15 protein-coding genes and 3 pseudogenes are annotated in these 15,751 nt (G+C 59.0%); 3 read left to right on the top strand and 15 right to left on the bottom strand.

Annotated elements, in window-relative coordinates; genetic code table 11:
- The 12 genes and pseudogenes from MUU54_RS22370 to MUU54_RS22315 all read right to left on the bottom strand — a co-directional run.
- The coding region (locus MUU54_RS22370) for a hypothetical protein (protein WP_247246167.1) at positions 1-224 on the bottom strand (224 nt) is incomplete at its 3' end.
- Between the two features lie 15 nt (positions 225-239).
- A complete protein-coding gene (locus MUU54_RS22365) occupies positions 240-1,466 on the bottom strand; it encodes an MFS transporter (RefSeq protein ID WP_247246166.1) in 1,227 nt (408 codons plus the stop codon).
- A 303-nt stretch (positions 1,467-1,769) separates the two neighbouring features.
- Positions 1,770-2,201, bottom strand: a complete 432-nt coding sequence (locus MUU54_RS22360) for a VanZ family protein (protein ID WP_247246165.1) — start codon at positions 2,199-2,201, stop codon at positions 1,770-1,772.
- A gap of 318 nt (positions 2,202-2,519) precedes the next feature.
- The gene (locus MUU54_RS22355) at positions 2,520-3,497 is read right to left on the bottom strand and encodes an ABC transporter substrate-binding protein (RefSeq protein WP_247246164.1); all 978 of its coding nucleotides are present in this window, start codon (positions 3,495-3,497) and stop codon (positions 2,520-2,522) included.
- A 142-nt stretch (positions 3,498-3,639) separates the two neighbouring features.
- Positions 3,640-4,509, bottom strand: coding sequence for an HpcH/HpaI aldolase family protein (locus MUU54_RS22350; protein ID WP_247246163.1), 870 nt, complete (start codon positions 4,507-4,509; stop codon positions 3,640-3,642).
- Positions 4,506-5,160 (bottom strand): annotated as a pseudogene (locus MUU54_RS22345) (amidohydrolase family protein); the annotation flags it as partial. The gene MUU54_RS22350 and the pseudogene MUU54_RS22345, both read right to left, overlap by 4 nt.
- Positions 5,161-5,212: 52 nt before the next feature.
- Positions 5,213-5,473: an NAD(P)-dependent oxidoreductase gene (locus MUU54_RS22340; RefSeq protein WP_247246169.1), complete on the bottom strand. Its 261-nt coding sequence runs from the start codon at positions 5,471-5,473 to the stop codon at positions 5,213-5,215.
- A 209-nt stretch (positions 5,474-5,682) separates the two neighbouring features.
- Positions 5,683-6,060: a Rossmann-fold NAD(P)-binding domain-containing protein gene (locus MUU54_RS22335; RefSeq protein WP_247246162.1), complete on the bottom strand. Its 378-nt coding sequence runs from the start codon at positions 6,058-6,060 to the stop codon at positions 5,683-5,685.
- 89 nt (positions 6,061-6,149) lie between these two features.
- Entirely contained in the window at positions 6,150-7,430 is a 1,281-nt protein-coding gene (locus MUU54_RS22330; protein ID WP_247246161.1) for a TRAP transporter large permease, read from the bottom strand.
- 9 nt (positions 7,431-7,439) lie between these two features.
- Positions 7,440-7,958 carry a TRAP transporter small permease gene (locus MUU54_RS22325; protein ID WP_247246160.1) on the bottom strand — a complete coding sequence of 173 codons (519 nt, stop codon included), beginning with the start codon at positions 7,956-7,958 and terminating at the stop codon, positions 7,440-7,442.
- Complete coding sequence (dctP, locus tag MUU54_RS22320) at positions 7,958-8,929, bottom strand: TRAP transporter substrate-binding protein DctP (RefSeq protein ID WP_247246159.1); 972 nt, start codon at positions 8,927-8,929, stop codon at positions 7,958-7,960. The genes MUU54_RS22325 and dctP overlap by 1 nt, the downstream gene beginning before the upstream one ends.
- A 36-nt stretch (positions 8,930-8,965) precedes the next feature.
- Positions 8,966-10,063 (bottom strand): mandelate racemase/muconate lactonizing enzyme family protein, encoded by a 1,098-nt coding sequence (locus tag MUU54_RS22315; RefSeq protein WP_247246168.1) that lies wholly within the window; start codon positions 10,061-10,063, stop codon positions 8,966-8,968.
- A gap of 150 nt (positions 10,064-10,213) precedes the next feature.
- Between MUU54_RS22315 and MUU54_RS22310 the strand changes: the two genes are divergently transcribed.
- Positions 10,214-11,122 (top strand): LysR family transcriptional regulator, encoded by a 909-nt coding sequence (locus MUU54_RS22310; RefSeq protein ID WP_247246158.1) that lies wholly within the window; start codon positions 10,214-10,216, stop codon positions 11,120-11,122.
- Between the two features lie 54 nt (positions 11,123-11,176).
- Here the strand turns inward: MUU54_RS22310 and MUU54_RS22305 are convergent.
- A pseudogene (locus tag MUU54_RS22305) lies at positions 11,177-11,956 on the bottom strand (hydroxymethylglutaryl-CoA lyase); the annotation flags it as partial.
- A gap of 988 nt (positions 11,957-12,944) precedes the next feature.
- On the opposite strand from MUU54_RS22305, the gene MUU54_RS22300 reads away from it, so the two are divergent.
- Positions 12,945-13,415, top strand: a complete 471-nt coding sequence (locus tag MUU54_RS22300; RefSeq protein WP_247246157.1) for a carboxymuconolactone decarboxylase family protein — start codon at positions 12,945-12,947, stop codon at positions 13,413-13,415.
- On the top strand, positions 13,415-14,284 hold the full coding sequence (locus tag MUU54_RS22295) for a sigma-70 family RNA polymerase sigma factor (RefSeq protein ID WP_247246156.1): 870 nt from the start codon (positions 13,415-13,417) through the stop codon (positions 14,282-14,284). Before MUU54_RS22300 ends, MUU54_RS22295 begins: the two co-directional genes overlap by 1 nt.
- Positions 14,285-14,433: 149 nt before the next feature.
- On the opposite strand, the pseudogene MUU54_RS22290 reads toward MUU54_RS22295, so the two are convergent.
- Together MUU54_RS22290 and MUU54_RS22285 are read right to left on the bottom strand one after the other, a co-directional pair.
- Positions 14,434-14,577: pseudogene (locus MUU54_RS22290) on the bottom strand (acyl-CoA dehydrogenase family protein); the annotation flags it as partial.
- Between the two features lie 702 nt (positions 14,578-15,279).
- Positions 15,280-15,750, bottom strand: a complete 471-nt coding sequence (locus MUU54_RS22285) for an Lrp/AsnC family transcriptional regulator (protein WP_247246155.1) — start codon at positions 15,748-15,750, stop codon at positions 15,280-15,282.
- Between the last annotated feature and the right edge of the window lies 1 nt (position 15,751).

The following is a 15,751-nucleotide window of genomic DNA, read 5'->3' as shown; positions in this document are numbered from 1 at the left end:
AGGGTGATCCCGTGATCGACGTACCAGCCGTCACCATGAATGACGATCTGCTCGAAGGTCTTCTCCCCCGAAAGGACCGGTGAGAGCATGATGCGGTCGTAGTTTACCCGCGGCTCGGCATTGAAGATGGCCACCTTGTAGCGGCCCGGCGCCTGCTCGAAGAGGTGTTCCAGCATGCGGCCCGGAGCCATGCCATTGCCGATGATTACGAGTTTCTCAGTCATGGTGTTTCCTTACAACTATGCTGCGACGGCGGAGACGGCGGGGCGCTGCATCTGGCGGATGGAAAGGTGCATCCAGATCAGTGAGATGGCGACGACGACGAAAAGCAGCAGGAAGCAGCTCGACCACAGGCCGGTTGCATCCTTGAGGAGACCGAAGGCGATGGGCAGGATAAAACCGCCGAGGCCACCGACCATTCCGACGACACCTCCAACTGCGCCAACGCTGTCGGGATAATAGGCCGGGATGTGCTTGTAGACTGCCGCCTTGCCGAGGCTCATCACGAAGCCGAGAATAAAGACCACGACGATGAAAACCCCCGGCGTGATGCCTGACGGGAGCGACAGGATAAGCGTTGCCACTGCAGAGACTGCGAACACGCAATACATGACCGAGCGCGCACCCTTCCGGTCCGACAGCATGCCTCCCAGCGCCCGAAATATACTGCCGGGTACGGAATAGGCGGCGGCGACCATGCCAGCAGTAGCGATATCGAAGCCATAGACGCCGACGAGGTAGCGTGGCAGCCAGAGCGCCAGCGCAACAAACCCACCGAAGGCGAAAAAGTAATACAGTGAAAAACGCCAGACCTGGGCCTTCTTCAGCGGCGCAAGCTCTTGAAGGAGGCTGCGCTTGGGCGTCTTGCCGTCGCGACGGCTCCGGAAGGCCGGGTCGTCACTCGTGATGAACCAGAAGAGGCAGGCGGTGACGATCAGCACGACCGCCCAGACTTGCGCCACCATTTGCCAGCCGGCGGCGACGAGCACGAAGGGCGCGACGAATTTTGTGAGCGCTGCGCCGACATTTCCGGCCCCGAAGATGCCCAACACAGTACCCTGTTTCTCTGCCCGAAAGAACGGCGAGATATAGGCGACACCGACCGCAAAAGATCCACCGGCTAACCCCACACCGAGGCCGGCAAGCAGCATCTGCGGGAAGGTCGTGGCGTGAGAGAGCAGGAGCGTGGATACGGCCGCCGCCAGCATCGTCAGCGTGTACACGAGGCGTCCACCAAAACGCGGTGTCCACACACCGAGCAAAATGCGCACCAGCGACCCGCTCAGGATTGGCGTGCCAACGAGCAGGCCGAACTGCGCTTCCGACAGGCCGAGGTCTTGCTTGATGCGAATGCCGATGATCGCAAAGATCGTCCAGACGGCAAAACAGATGGTGAAGGCGAAGGTGGACAACCAAAGCGCGATAGCGGGTTCGCGTGGGGATGAGAGCTGTTTGATTTCAGACATGGCTTCTCCGAGGCCCGACAAGGTCGTGCCGCTCCATCTTGGGATTGAAAAACAAAAAGCCGCTGGCCAGATCCAACCCGCACGGTAAATCCATGCGTGTGGTCCTGGTCAGCGGCTTTGCTGGCGAAGCGCCCGTCGTTGGACGCCAATGTCGTGGCCCGAGGGCCTGATCCCCAAAAACGCAATCGGCGTGCCAGTTCGACAGGGCATTGATTTAAAACAAGAAAGGAAGGTCGATAGGTTCGAACATTCTCACAGCGGTTCACAGCCGTGCAACGCGGCGCCATTTTTTGTGCACTGCGCTTAAATCAAGCGCCGCTTATTCGTCCGCCAGACCGGCAGGGGATGATGACCGACCGAAGCGTGTAAAGCGAGTGGTACTAACGCCAGAGGCTCGGACTGGTGACGTGACGAAACAGCTCGCCCCCCTGAATCGAGGTAGAACGGGGTCGTGGCCATACCCGGCGTGGTCATCCTCTCCACCATCGCCAGCGAACCAGCTCCCGCGCCGAAGGCCTCGATGGGAGCATCCGCTGCACTGGGATGGCGGGTGGAAGATAGGTACTGGAGCAGTTCGATCACTGCCGCGCTCAACATCATCGCAGTAGCAGTGAGCAGCCAATGACGAGGGAAGGCGACCACGAACAACATCGCCATCACTGCGTATGCCCCGACCCAATCGATGGTCACCGACACGAGATCATTTGGCCGCACGTCGATAGGCGACACGGTCATGAACAGGACTGCGCCCAATGAGAGCAAAGCATGACTTTCAGAGCACGATCAGCCATTGTGTCGACCTTGCACAAGGGGGCGGTGCGGTACAATGCTGAAGGACTATGCCTGGTCATTGGCAGGCACGATAGAAGCGTTAACAAACCACCTCCACGCTCAAAGGGGCCGATGGGATGAATGTGGTTAGTCTCGAGCAACGCGCTTGTTAAGCGTCTTCGCTTTAAAGAAATCTGAACTCTTCCCCTGGCGGTGTTCGTCGTCCCAGACTTGAACACCCGCTTTACCCTTCTCGCGAGCCTCTCCACCCAATTCAGCGATTCAGACCCTCTCAGGATCAACGAACAGCTCCGAAAACTTTAGCCGGCGCGGCGTCATCTTCTGGTTGTCTGCGGCGCGAGCAAGGGCCTCGATGCTCGGCATGTTGTCCGCAAGCCCATAAGGCAGCGGATCCGGCCCAACGATCTTGCTGAGCTTCCTGTATTTCTCGTTGAGCTTCGAGCTGGAGGTGCCGGAGCGGAAATCCTCTAGCCACAGCACTTTGGCCTTGGTGAAGGCATCAAAAAGGGACCTTGCTACCCAAGGGTGCTCCGCAAGGACTGCGTCCTTCACAACGATCATACCGTGGATCGGGTAGATCCCCGTCCTCTGAAAATATTCCTGTTCCACAGAGGCAGCACTCGGGAAAAGCGGCGGATAATCGGTTTCGACGACCTGCCACCTTCCACCAGTCGGCGCACCGGTGCGCCCTACTCCGGCATTACCGGCGAAAGCAGCTATCAACTCGCCGTCAGCCATCATATCGGAAAGTGTACGCCCGTTCTGGGTGTGGATGACGTTCGGTGGCAAATCAAGTTCTAGCACGTGCTCCTCGTCGTCCACGACCCAGGTAACCTTCGAGCTGTCCAGACCGAAATCTTCGATCAAAGCTGCGCGAAGCCAAACGCCTGTCGTGACCGAATAGGCTCGCACGCCGACCTTGTGTCCTTCCAGGTCCTTCGGCACCTTGATCCCCGCATCTGGTCGAACCAGCAATGCGCTGTGGTTGAACTGACGCATCAGGAAGATCGGAAGCCCGACGAAAGGCGCGCCGTAGGCGCGGGCGATGATGTACGTCGTTGGGGCGATTTCGCACACGTCGAATTCGTGATTGCGAACCATCCGGCGGTAGGCGCCGATCTGCGGCTTGACGCTGATGAAGTTCGGCTCGACGCCTTCTATTTGTATTTCTCCGCTGATGATCTTTTCGGTATGCGGATATTCAGCAATCGAAATGTCGAGTTTGACTTTCGAAACCAAGACAACCTCCATATTTCTAAACAACGGCGGCGAGTTCTCCGAAGCCCACTTCGGGCGCGACGCACTTCGAGGCGAACCTTTCCTGACCGTCACTTCTCGCGAGTTCTTCGCCTGCCTCGGCGGCAAGGTGATTCACGTCTCCTCAAGGCACGACAGATGAAACCGTCTCTTTCAGCGCCTTGAGCGGCCCGAAATTGCGCGGTGCGGCGCACATCAGGAAGCGGAAGCCTTGCTCCACAAGGCGCGCAGCGTTGCCAGCACTGGCATGAGGATGGCCGGCGACTACCCCGTGCTCCTTGCAGATGCGGGCTATTGCATCGATAGCTTCAAGAACAGCCGGATGTTCGGCCTCGCGGGGATGTCCGAGTTCCTGGCTAAGGTCTCCCTCGCCAACGAGGATCACTCCTATACCTGGAACATTGCGCAGGATTTCCGGCAAGTTGTCGATCCCTGCGGTATCTTCGATCTGCAGAATCGTCAGGATCTCTCCCTCGCGATCCAGCGGCCATACATCCGACCGCCTGTAATACTCCTGCTGCGAGATCCCCCAGTAGCTTGCCGCGGCCATTGGCCCATCCCCACGCAGCCCGGCAGGCTGATGAAGGGCCCTGTCCTTCAGCCGCGGGTAGCGGCAGGCTGCGACCGCGTTGTAGGCCTCCCTCACAGTGCTCACGTGAGGCCAGACGACGCCGTAGCAGCCGATATCCAGAGCCTGTTTCGCAAGGAACTGGTTCCGCTCTGCCCCGTTGGCGGGAATGCGCGCAAGGGGCGTGATCGCCGGAGCAGGCGTCCCTTGTCGCAATATCTGCTGGCGGTTAAGCAGGTACTGCAGGCTGTCGCGCAGGCCGTTGATATCCCATCCACGGTGCTCCCCCTCAAAGACCACACCATCGTAAGATGAGACCTGCAGCTCCACGGCTACTTCGATGCTTGTGGGAGCGAAAAGGGAGTAGGCGACGTCGCCAGCCTCCAGCTTCGCGATCAGACCGTTTAACCGAGACTGACTGCTCATGCGGAGACGCCCTGTCTTCCACAGATGTTTTCCAAGCGTCGCTTCAGTCGGGGATAGACCCGGAGGGCGTTGCCTTCGAAGATCTTGTGGCGCTGCTCGTCATCTAGCCCCTGAAGGGCATCGATGTATCGCTTAGTGTCGTCGACGTGGTGCCCGGTATCCGGATCGATCCCCTTGACGGCGCCGAGCATCTCCGACGCGAACAGGATGTTGTCGATGGGGATTACACGTGCGAGGAGATCGATGCCCGCCTGGTGGTAGACGCAGGTATCGAAAAAACACGTTGTTGAGCAGGTGCTGGTCAAGTGTCGGCCGCTTCAATTCCTGCGCCAGGCCGCGGTACCGCCCCCAGTGATATGGAACTGCTCCGCCACCGTGGGGGATGATGAACCTGAGCGTCGGGAAATCCTTGAAGAGGTCGCCCTGGATGAGCTGCATGAACGCCGTGGTATCGGCGTTGATGTAATGCGCGCCGGTGGCATGGAAGTTGTGATTGCAGGACGACGACACGTGGATCATCGCCGGGACTTCCAGCTCGCAAAGCTTCTCGTAAAGGGGATACCAGGAGTGATGGGTGATCGGGTCACCTGACCAATGCCCGCCTGAAGGATCGGGATTGAGGTTGACACCGACAAACCCAAGTTCATTGACCAGATATGTTGCGTCATGCGGTTTAACGCAGATTATTTTGCCTGTTTGGCATCTACGGTAGTGTCAACGCGGGGTTGATCCGAACCTCCGGAAAAGCCGTTGCTTCAGGCACTGGCGTCAGCGCCAGCCCGCTCGAAAACCAACTCAGCACATTTTCGATCACGAGATTGGCGACGGCAGCTCTAGTGTCCACAGTAGCGGCAGCTATATGCGGCAGCAAAGTGACGTTGTGGAGGTCCAGCAATCGCTGCGGGACGTTGGGTTCATCGGCAGACACGTCCAATCCCGCAGCAGCGATGGTGCCATCGCGCAGCGCATCGATCAGCGCTTCCTCATCAACCGTTGATTCCCGTCCGACATCGAATGAACACCTCCCGCGGTCGGAGCGCCTGGAAAATCTCCCTGTTGATGATCCGGCCCGTCAATGCACTGCCGGGGATAAGTGAGATCAACGTGTCGCAGGCCTGAGCCAACCCCGCAGCTAGGAGTGATAGAGATAGCTCACCTCCCCCTATCGGACGCCTAGTATGATAAGCAATCGGAATTCCAAAGACCGCGGCCCCAATGGCCTGACCGAACCCAAGCCTCGGCCATTGGAAATTGCCGAACAGAGTTGATCAGCACCCCCATTGTCGCATCAGCCACCTCTTCGGTAAGGACGTCCGGCGTGTCGGTAACCACGACCCCTCTTGTCGCCGCTTGTCGTGCATCGATGCCGTCATAACCGACTCCAAAGGTGGCAATCAGCTCCAGGTTCGGCAGCTTTTCTAAGTGCGCCGTGTCGAACTGGCCGATGCAGTCCGCTGCCCGCACGCTTGCTGCCGCATTGGGCGGCAAGCGTGCGATGTCTGCCCCCTCGATTTCAATCAGGTTGAAGCGGTCTCGCAGACATGGCTTCACGGCGTCGCTTATAGATTGATGGATAAGAATGGTTGGTTTCGACCCAGTCTCCACAAGACCCTCCCAATGATCCGGACGGCAACAGCTTTCTAGCGGACTCCAAACAGATACAGAGACCCGAGGCTAATCATTGGAACGTAGGTAATGAACGCGAGGCAAAGCACGATGACGCCCACCAAAGGCACGAGGTAGGGCACCATCCTGTGAAGCGAGATCTTTGCAACGGCAGCGGCCGCGAATAGATTGACGCCGAATGGGGGCGTGATCATTCCGAGCGCGAGATTGGTGATCATGATCATTCCGAAATGGACAGGATCGACGCCATAACGGGCGGCGACCGGCGCCAATATCGGCGCGATCACGACAATCGAGGCAGACGTCTCCACGAACATACCGATCAAAAACAGCAGTATGTTGACCGCCAGCAGGAATGTGAGGCCGCTATCGAAAGTCTCAGCGATCCACGCGCTGATCGCTGCGGGCACGCCGGCACGCGTAAGCACGAAGGAGAACAAGCCCGCCATCGAAATGATGAACATGATGATGGCGGAGGAAAGGGTGGACCGTCGCAGAACGTCCAGAAGATCCCTCAGGCTCATCTCGCGATAAATCAGCAGGCTTACAGCCAGTGCGTAGAATACCGCAATGACAGAGGCTTCGGTTGGTGTGAACACGCCGCCGTAGATACCGCCGAGAATGATGACCGGCATCGCAAGCGCAAGGATCGAGCGGCGCAGACTTGGCAGGAACTCCTTCTTCGCCAGCTCAGAGACTACCGGCTGATGCCTGGTGCGCGCCCACATGATCACGAACAATCCGAGCGCCATAGCGATCAATACTCCGGGACCAAGCCCGGCAACGAAGAGATCGCCAACTGGCGCATTTGCCGAAACGCCGTAAAGAATCATCGGGATTGACGGCGGGATGATAACGCCCAACTCCGCAGAGGTGGCCTGAAGCGAGGCGGCAAACCCGACCGGGTAGTTCTGTCGCACCATGGCCGGGATCAAGATCGCCCCGATTGCGTAGGTGGTGGCGACACTCGATCCAGAGACAGCCGCAAATATCATGCAGACGACGATGCAGGTCAGCGGCAACCCGCCGCGGGTCTCGCCCATCACGCTTTCGACGAGGTCGACCAGCCGCGAGGATATACCGCCTGCCGCCATCAGGTTACCGGCCAGGATGAAGAAAGGAATGGCAGCGAGCGGAAATTTGTCGAGCGCAATGAATGCCTGCTGTGGCACGACAATTAGCGGCAGGTTCGAAAAGCTGACGGTTCCGAGAATTCCCGCTAGCCCTATGGCAACTGCTACCGGCACAGAGAGCGCCATCAGCAGCACCAGCGAAAAGATCATCAACAGAAGCATGGCGGTCTCCTAGCCGGCGTTTTCTGTGCGATGGTCGCCAGTTTCGCTCGGATCGAGAACGTGAGCGACGAGTGCAAGCGCCGAAAGGACCGAACCCACCGGAAGCGCGGCATAGGCCCAGGAGGCGGAAATGCCCAGCCCTGCCATCGTCTGAGAGCGAACCCGCCAAACGAGCATGGTGCCGAACCAGAACAGCACTGCCAGAAGAGCCAGAATGGAAACGGTGATGATCGCCTTGGTCAGCCGTCTCAATCTTCCAGTGCTGACGCTCAGCATCAGATCGACCGAAATCAAGGTTCCGGTGCGAATAGCGCCAGCAAGCGCAACATATGTCATCCAGATCAGGGTCGCTTGTACGAGCGGTTCTGACCACGATGCGGGAGCGTGAAGGACGAAGCGGGAGACAACCTGATAGAGACCGACGACAGATGCGATCGCAAGTCCGGCGGTGCCTAAGGCCACCGCCGCCTGCGTTACCCGGCCTTCCACGGCGAGGAAGGCCGAGACAAGAGAAGACCGGAGGGGCATCACTTGGTCTCGCTGATCGCGTCGAGCTTGTCCTGCCCAAATCGCTGCGCAAAGTCGCGATAGAGGTCATCCAACTCTGCACGGAAGGCCGCCTTATCGACGTCGGTGGTCACCGAGACACCTTGAGACTCAAGGGTCTCGATCCCGGTCTGCAGGACCGCGTCGACCTCCTTGCGATTGCGTTCCATGGCGTTCTTGGCCGCGGTCACGAAGATCGCCTTGTCCTCGTCCGACAGTGACGAGTAGACGCTCGGCGAGACGAGCAGAACCAGAGGCGTGAACGCGTGGTCGGTGAGGCTCATGTATTTTTGCACTTCGCCAAAGCGGTTGTTGATGATTGCCCCAACGGGGTTTTCCTGGCCATCCACCACACCCTGCTGAAGCGCCGAATACACCTCTGGTATTGCCATTGGCGTCGGCAGCACGCCGAGGTCTCTCCAGACGGCAATATGGAGGTCATTCTGCTGAGTGCGGATCTTCAGACCCTCAACGTCCGCGGGCGTCTTGACGGGACGAACATTATTGGTGAGCTGACGAAAACCCATTCCGCCGAAGGCGAGCCCGACCAGTCCCTTGTCCGGCAGCCCATCGAGCATCTCCTGTCCAACCGGGCCACCCAAAACGGCTTCGGCGTGGTCGAAGTCGCGAAACAGGAACGGAATGTCGAACAACGCGAACTCTGGAGCGAAGTTGACGACGATCGAGGTGCTTACGACGGTCATGTCAATGACGCCGAGCTGAACCCCTTCGATCACCTCCCGATCCCCACCAAGCGCGCCGCCACCCTGCAGGCGCACGGCAAGCCGTCCATTGGTTTTGTCCAGCACCTCTTCGGCGAATTGCCCCATCGCGATCGCCTCAGGCGCATTCGCCCCGCCGACGAAGCCGAGGTTCAGTGTTCTTACCGGATCAGCATGGGCTGCATTTGTCATCCCAAGGGCTAAGCAGGCTGCGATCAAATACCGTTTCATGTCGTTTCTCCTCCTCACAAAATTGCTGGACGATTGTCAAAGCTCCAGCACCCAATAATCCTTCACATGCTCGGCCAAACGGTCGATATCGATCTCCACGCCGAGTCCCGGCCCGTCCGGAATCGCAAGTCTGCCGTCAGCGTCCGGCATGGCGTCGTAGATCAGCGCCCGCAGCGGGTTGAAGCTCATGTCGTATTCAAACAGCGGAAACGGGATACGACCCTGGCGCGGGCTCAAGACAGCTGCGTACTGCAACGAGGCCAGAAAATTGACGCAAGATCCCCAGACGTGTGGCGCGACCGGCACTTCGAATGCATCGGCCAGACCGGCAATGCGCATGCCTTCAGTAATACCGCCACACAACGCCAGGTCTGGTTGCACGACGTCGAGCGAACCGTCGCAAAGCACATCACGGAAGGCCTGGACGCCGCAGAAGGATTCGCCGCCGGCGAGTGGGACCGGCAAAAGTTTTGACAGGCGTTTGTAGGCAGGAAGGTTGTCGTGCGAGACCGGCTCTTCGAGCCAACCGAGGTCGGCGTCGCTTGCAGCTTGAGCGAGCAGCACCGCATCCCTTACGTTCGACGATTCGTTGAGGTCGGCCATCAGGAAAGCTTCCTTACCAAGGATAGCGCGCGCTTCCCGGATCACCCGTAGATCCTCACGCATCGAGGCGCCGATGCGGATTTTAACCGCCTGAAATCCGGCTTGTACGTAACGCGTTATTTCGTCAGCGAAACCCGCGTACCGGTCATCACCCGCCGGCAGCAGCGGACCGCTGGCATAGGTCATGATCTTGTCGCGCACCGCGCCGCCAAGAAGCGCGTGGATTGGCCTTCCCACCACGTGTCCGAAGGCATCCCAAGCAGCGATATCGACGGCGCTGACGGCCATATGCGCCTGCCCGCGCCGATCCGGTACGGCGACCTTGAGCATCCGCGCCTGCAGGGCTCGCGGGTTGGTGGCATCTGCTCCCAAAACGATGGGTGCGAGAGACGTCTTGATCAAAACGCTCGCCGGACCTGGGTAGGCCCAGGTCTCCCCCCATCCCACGGCACCGGACGCTGTTGTCAGCTTGACAAGTAAGACTACGCGCTCCTTGAAGACCCGCAGCGCGTTCCCGGCTACAGTGGGCATCTTGCAACGAAGCTCGAAGCCTTCCACTTTGACAACACGCGCACTGTCCGACACTCAGCCCCTCCCGTCCGAACTTGTCCTCAGGGGCTTAGCGATTTAATTTTCCAGGAACAAATTAAATTATGTCCGCCCTTCCCATTGAGAAAGCCAATGAGTCGCATCACGGTAGCACAACTGGAAGCCTTCTATTGGACAGCGACTTTGCAGTCAGTAGACCAGGCTGCAAGGCGCCTCAATCTCTCACAGCCAACGATATCGCTTCGTCTGAAATCTTTGGAGACGGAGCTTGGAGCAAGTCTGTTCGACCGCATCGGACGGGGGATACGACTGTCTTCGAACGGATTGGCATTGCTTGAAGATGCCAGAGAGGTGTTGGATGGGGTGGAGAAGATCGCCTCGCAGAAACACGGGCAGCGGGTCGGGGGACGAATCCGCGTGGGCTTTTCCGAAGGCTTTGCCATCATTTGCCTCTCGCCGATCTTGGCAAAATTGCACCAGTACTATCCTGACCTCAGCCCAGAACTGATGGTTTCGACCACGCCGTTCATCGAGCCAGATCTTCATGCCCGCGAACTGGACCTCGCCTTCCTGGTCAACCCGACGGAACATGAGGATTTTCGGCTGGTGCCGCTGGGCGCTCAACCCACATCATGGGTGGCGTCCACGCGATGGAACCTCCCAGCAATGGTGACCCCCCGTGACCTGATGATACATCCGATCATCTCCAACCCGATAGGGAGCATCAACTATCGGCAGGTGAGAGGCTGGTTCGCCAGTGCCGGCCTCAGCCCAAAACGGCTCGACATCTGCAACAGCGTCGCCATGCTTGCCCATCTCGTCAATACGGGAGTGGCCATCGGCGTCTATCCAAGCAAGATGGCTGACCGGGAAGTTGAAGACGGGTCAGTCCGCCTGCTAACCACAAACCCTCCTATCCCAGACACTCCGGTATTCGCCAAGTTTCCCGCGCGCGCCGACAGCTCTAACATCCGTGCCTGCATCAACACAGTGCGCGAAGTCTTGACTGAGTTGGACTATCTTACGGCGACCGACATCTAAGTTCGCGCTCCCCAATCATTCCTCTATCGCGGGTATTTCCCGTGATGCTAGGATTTAGGAAGCGATGTGCCGGTTCTGGTCCTTCAGGCGGTGAGCGAAGGCGGCGGCTACAGCCAATTGTTGTTCATCTAAGGCTGTACAGTAGCCGAGATGGCGTAGAAGCGCGTCAACCTTAACAGTATCAAAGTTCCCTTTCGCTCCTGGTGCATAGGGGCAGCCCCCCAACCCAGCGATGGAACTGTCGAAGACACGCAGTCCCTTGATCAAGCTCACCTCGATGCTCTCTGCCGCACGACCATTGGTGTCGTGATAGTGGCCGGCAAGGCGGCTGACGGGTGCGATGGCAAGGACCGCATCCAGCAGCGATGCAATGGTATCCGGCCGGCCTTTGCCGAGAGTATCCCCGACTGACTTCGTGGCATCCAAGGGCAAAGAGGCCCCGACGACCCGCGCCACATGCCGGCTCGACTGGTCCTTCGAAGGGACATTCCACGACACACGAGACATAGCCTCGTAGCGGCAGCGCCGCAGCTTTCGCGGCGTCTGCAACTGGGCTAAAGCGCTTCAGGCTTTCTGCGATGGAGCAGTTGATGTTCTTCTGGCTAAATGTCTCAGAGGCTGATGCCAAGATCGCCACCTCATCGACAACATGTGCGGCGACGGCTGAGGTGAAGCCCTCGAGGTTAGGAACCAGCGCCGAATAGACGATGCCCGGCCTGCGGCTGATCCCTGCCATGACCTCGGCCGCATCTGCCATCTGAGGGACCCAGCGTGGTGAAACGAAACTCGCTGCCTCATCCGAGAGAAGCCGTAGCGGCTTAGCATGTTCAGAAGTTCGGCTTGATAGACCTTTCGTCCCAGTCACCGGCTGCCTGGGCAGAGGAGATTGATCAGGTGGCAGTGCCGGGCGTCGCCGGCTTCTGCGAGATCTGTTTCTATCAGCGAGCAAGCCGGACGCTTATCCTGACCGACCTGGTGCAAAACCTGGAACCAAAGCTCTCCGAGTTGTTCCGCGGGATGGCAAGAGCCGCCGGTGTAGTTGCTCCGACCGGAAAAGCGCCAACTACTTGCGCGCGATCCTGAGGCTCAAAGGACATGCGACGAAAGAAGCAGCGCGTCGGTTGGTGGCACTTGACCCAGCAGTCATCCTCTTTGCACACGGTCGACCGTTCGACCGGAATGCGAGGGAGCAACTGGAAAAGTCTTTGAGCTGGCTGCTTAGATGTTGCGCGGCGGGTGCCGCTGAGGCGCTTGCTTAGGCGCCCTGCCCCCAATTCATCACGAGGCTCGATCAATGGTAAAGCTTTGTCCCGTCAGGTAAGCGGCCTCGTCGGGCGCCGATAAGACGACCTAGGCAACGGTTGAGCCCCAACCTCGTCTAGGTTGTTAGCTATCGGCCAAGTAGATGCCACGCATGACAAGCACAAGTTTCAGACGGTTTGCGATCTGTTCCGTTTTTCGATGAGGATGTGTCCTGTGGGGCGCCTCAGCCGCTGCCTGCACTTCGTTCAGTCTCACCTTGCGTGCGCCACAACGATCTACCCCCGCATTCATGGCCTGCTTCAACTTTCAACCAAGCATCACCGACCGGACAGCTTAGCGGCGGGCGGCGATCAAGGGCGTGTCAGAACGCGGAGAGTGAGCTAAACTGCTCCCCACCTGACGCAGCGCCCAAGTGGCTGACGGAGCGGGTTGACCGTCGGCTGAGCGGCTTCTCGCGTATGCGCCAAACGGCACTAACCGCTAGAAAAGCATCCCTCCCATGTCACACCGTGCGATGCTGCCTCGTCATGTTGTCGTAACTCCAACAAAGGACATGACCATGACACCGAGACTTGATCCCTTTGCCGCATCTCCCGCCCTGATGAAGAAGTGGATGAGCCTGTCGATGGATGTAGCCGCAAGCCTGGAATGGAACCTCATAGAACTTGTGAAGATCCGCTCCTCGCAGCTCAACGGCTGCGCCAACTGCATCAACATGCATACGTCCGAGGCCCGTGCCAAGGGTGAGACGGAGCAGCGTATTTATCTGCTCTCGGCCTGGCACGAGGCGCCGTGCTACACGCATCGCGAACAGGCCGCGCTCGCCTGGACTGATGCTCTGACGCGGCTCTCGGAAGGTCCTGCGCTGGAGGCTGCACGCCAAGCGCTGGAGGCGGAGTTCACGCAGGAGGAACAGGTGAAGCTAACCCTGATGATCAATGTCATCAACGGCTGGAACCGATTGGCAGTCGGCTTTGGACTGTGGGTCGATACGCCCGCCATCCCCGACGCAGCGAAGGCCGTCGCCTGATGGAGAGCGTCGGCCGCCAAGATCTTCAGGAGGATGCCGCAGCAAGTTTCGCGCCGCTGCGTCCCAAGCTGATCCGCGTCGCCTATCGCATGCTGGGGTCGGTGGCCGATGCCGAGGACGTGGTGCAGGAGGCCTTCATCCGCTGGATGACGGCCGACAGGAGCGAGGTGCGCGAGCCAGAAGCCTTCCTGCGCCGCACTGTCACCCGGCTCTGCCTCGATCAGCTGAAGTCGGCGCGGAAGAAGCGGGAAACCTATATCGGCCCCTGGCTTCCCGATCCTGTCGTGGAGGAGGAGGAAGAGGAGGACGTGACCCTGCCGCTGATGCTGGCGCTGGAGCGTCTCTCGCCGTTGGAGCGCGCTGCTTTCCTGCTGCACGACGTCTTCGGGTTGGAATTCGAGGAGGTGGCAGCCTCCATCGGTCGTGGGCCGCCTGCCTGCCGCCAACTCGCGGCACGAGCACGCGCTCATGTGCGCGAGGCGCGCAGCCGGTTCAAGGTCGACAAGAAGCGTGGACTGGAAATTGCCCAGGCCTTCTTCGCTGCATCGCGTAGCGGCGACATGACGACGCTGTCCGCCATGCTCTCGGCCGATGTCAGCCTGCATTCCGATGGTGGCGGCAAGCGCCCGGCAGCCCTTAGGCTGCTCTTCGGCCTCGACGACGTCATGAAGGTCCAGCGTTCGCTGGTGCGCTTCTTCGAGAAAGGCGGCTGGGAACTTGTGCGGATCACCATGGTCAATGGCCTGCCCGGCTTCATCACCCGCGAGGCGGATGGCGAACTGCAGACCACGGCGCTCGACATCGAAGACGGCAAGGTGACTGCGATCTATGTGATGCGCAATCCGGACAAGCTGAGGCACCTTCACTGAGCGGCAGAGCGCCTAGGTTATCAGGTGCTCAAGCAGTGTGATGAGGGAACCCTTCCTCCGCCTGCTTCAAGGTCACTTACGGAGCGTCGGATCTGGCAGCCCACAGCACCGCATGAGCGCTCGCGCCGTTGATCAACCGTGCGGTGATGCTACAGGTTTCGCGCAATCACCATCCGCTGCACATAGCTGGCGCCTTCGTAGATTTGGCAGATGCGCACATCCCGGCAGATGCGCTCAATGGGATAGTCGCGCATGTAGCCGTAGCCACCATGGATCTGGATCGCATCCGAGCAATCTGTTGGAGGTCAGCCTGCCACCGTCGAACTGGCAGGAGCGGGCCGTAACGTTGAATCTACGATCGACGTAGTTCATCCAGTCGCGGACGTTGCCGAACAGCACGCCCAGATCGTACCGCACTCCAGGAGAAGCAGACGCCAGCTCATCCCTTCAGCTGGACGATCCTGCTGACGCATCAGGTTGTGGAGGAAATCCATCTTCGCAGTTGTTGAACGATGAAGATCAGGCACGGACTTAATGAGGCGCGAGGATGTTGTCGGCCCCAGAGGCTCTTGCCCCTCGACTTGCTGCAAAGCGGCCATTGCGCTTCCTCCTTCTTGATTTCGACATCCGCCGTGGATCAATACAGGTCAGGAAGATCGGTCGGTGGCTCTTCGGAATCTTCCCATGTACAGAAACATCTCGGAGACCAGTTGCGAAGCAAGACCGTGCTTCGCAATCACGGGGCCATGTGCAGGCGGTGACAGCAGAGCCTATCCTGACTTGCATAGGTATTTTACGGCAAAGTTAGTCCCAAGACCAGTCTCTCGGTGAGGCCGGCGGGGTAAGAGCCGTTCCGGACCACCTGACGAATTGCACTGGCGTCTCAGACGTCAAGCGGTGACCCATGCGCTGACTCCAGATTGGCGAGACGCACTCCACGTGCATTCAATGTGCAGTAACTCAATGCGCGGCCTGCTGAAGAGGAGTAAACCTATTCATGGTTCGATGATCGGGAATGCAAAGCCAGCCTTCACCCGGTCCATCACCACCATCGTCTTGAACCCTTTGATGTCATGATTTTCGTAGAAGAACCGGCGGGTGAAGGCTTCATAGTCCTCCATGTCCTTCGCGGTGATGACCAGAATGAAATCGGCGTCGCCCGTCACGTAGTAGCCGATCATCACTTCCTTCGTCGCACGGATCGCTGCCTTGAAACGGTCAACGATGTCTGCTCGCTCTCGCTCAAGCGATACAAGAACGATCATTGTGATGCTGCGCCCGGCAGCCTTGGGCGAAATGATGGATACGTCCGCCTCAATCACGCCCTCCTCACGCAGCCGCTTCAATCTTCGCTGGCAGGCGGTGGGTGAGAGATTGACGATCTGGGCCAGTTCTTCCGACGTCAGTCGGTTGTTCTTTTGAACAGCATCAAGAAGAGCCCTGTCAGCTCTATCGAGTACGGGCATG

The sequence above is a fragment of the Pseudorhizobium tarimense genome, from assembly GCF_022968135.1.
Classification (GTDB): Bacteria; Pseudomonadota; Alphaproteobacteria; order Rhizobiales; family Rhizobiaceae; genus Neorhizobium; species Neorhizobium tarimense.
This window is presented reverse-complemented; position numbering and strand designations above follow the sequence as displayed.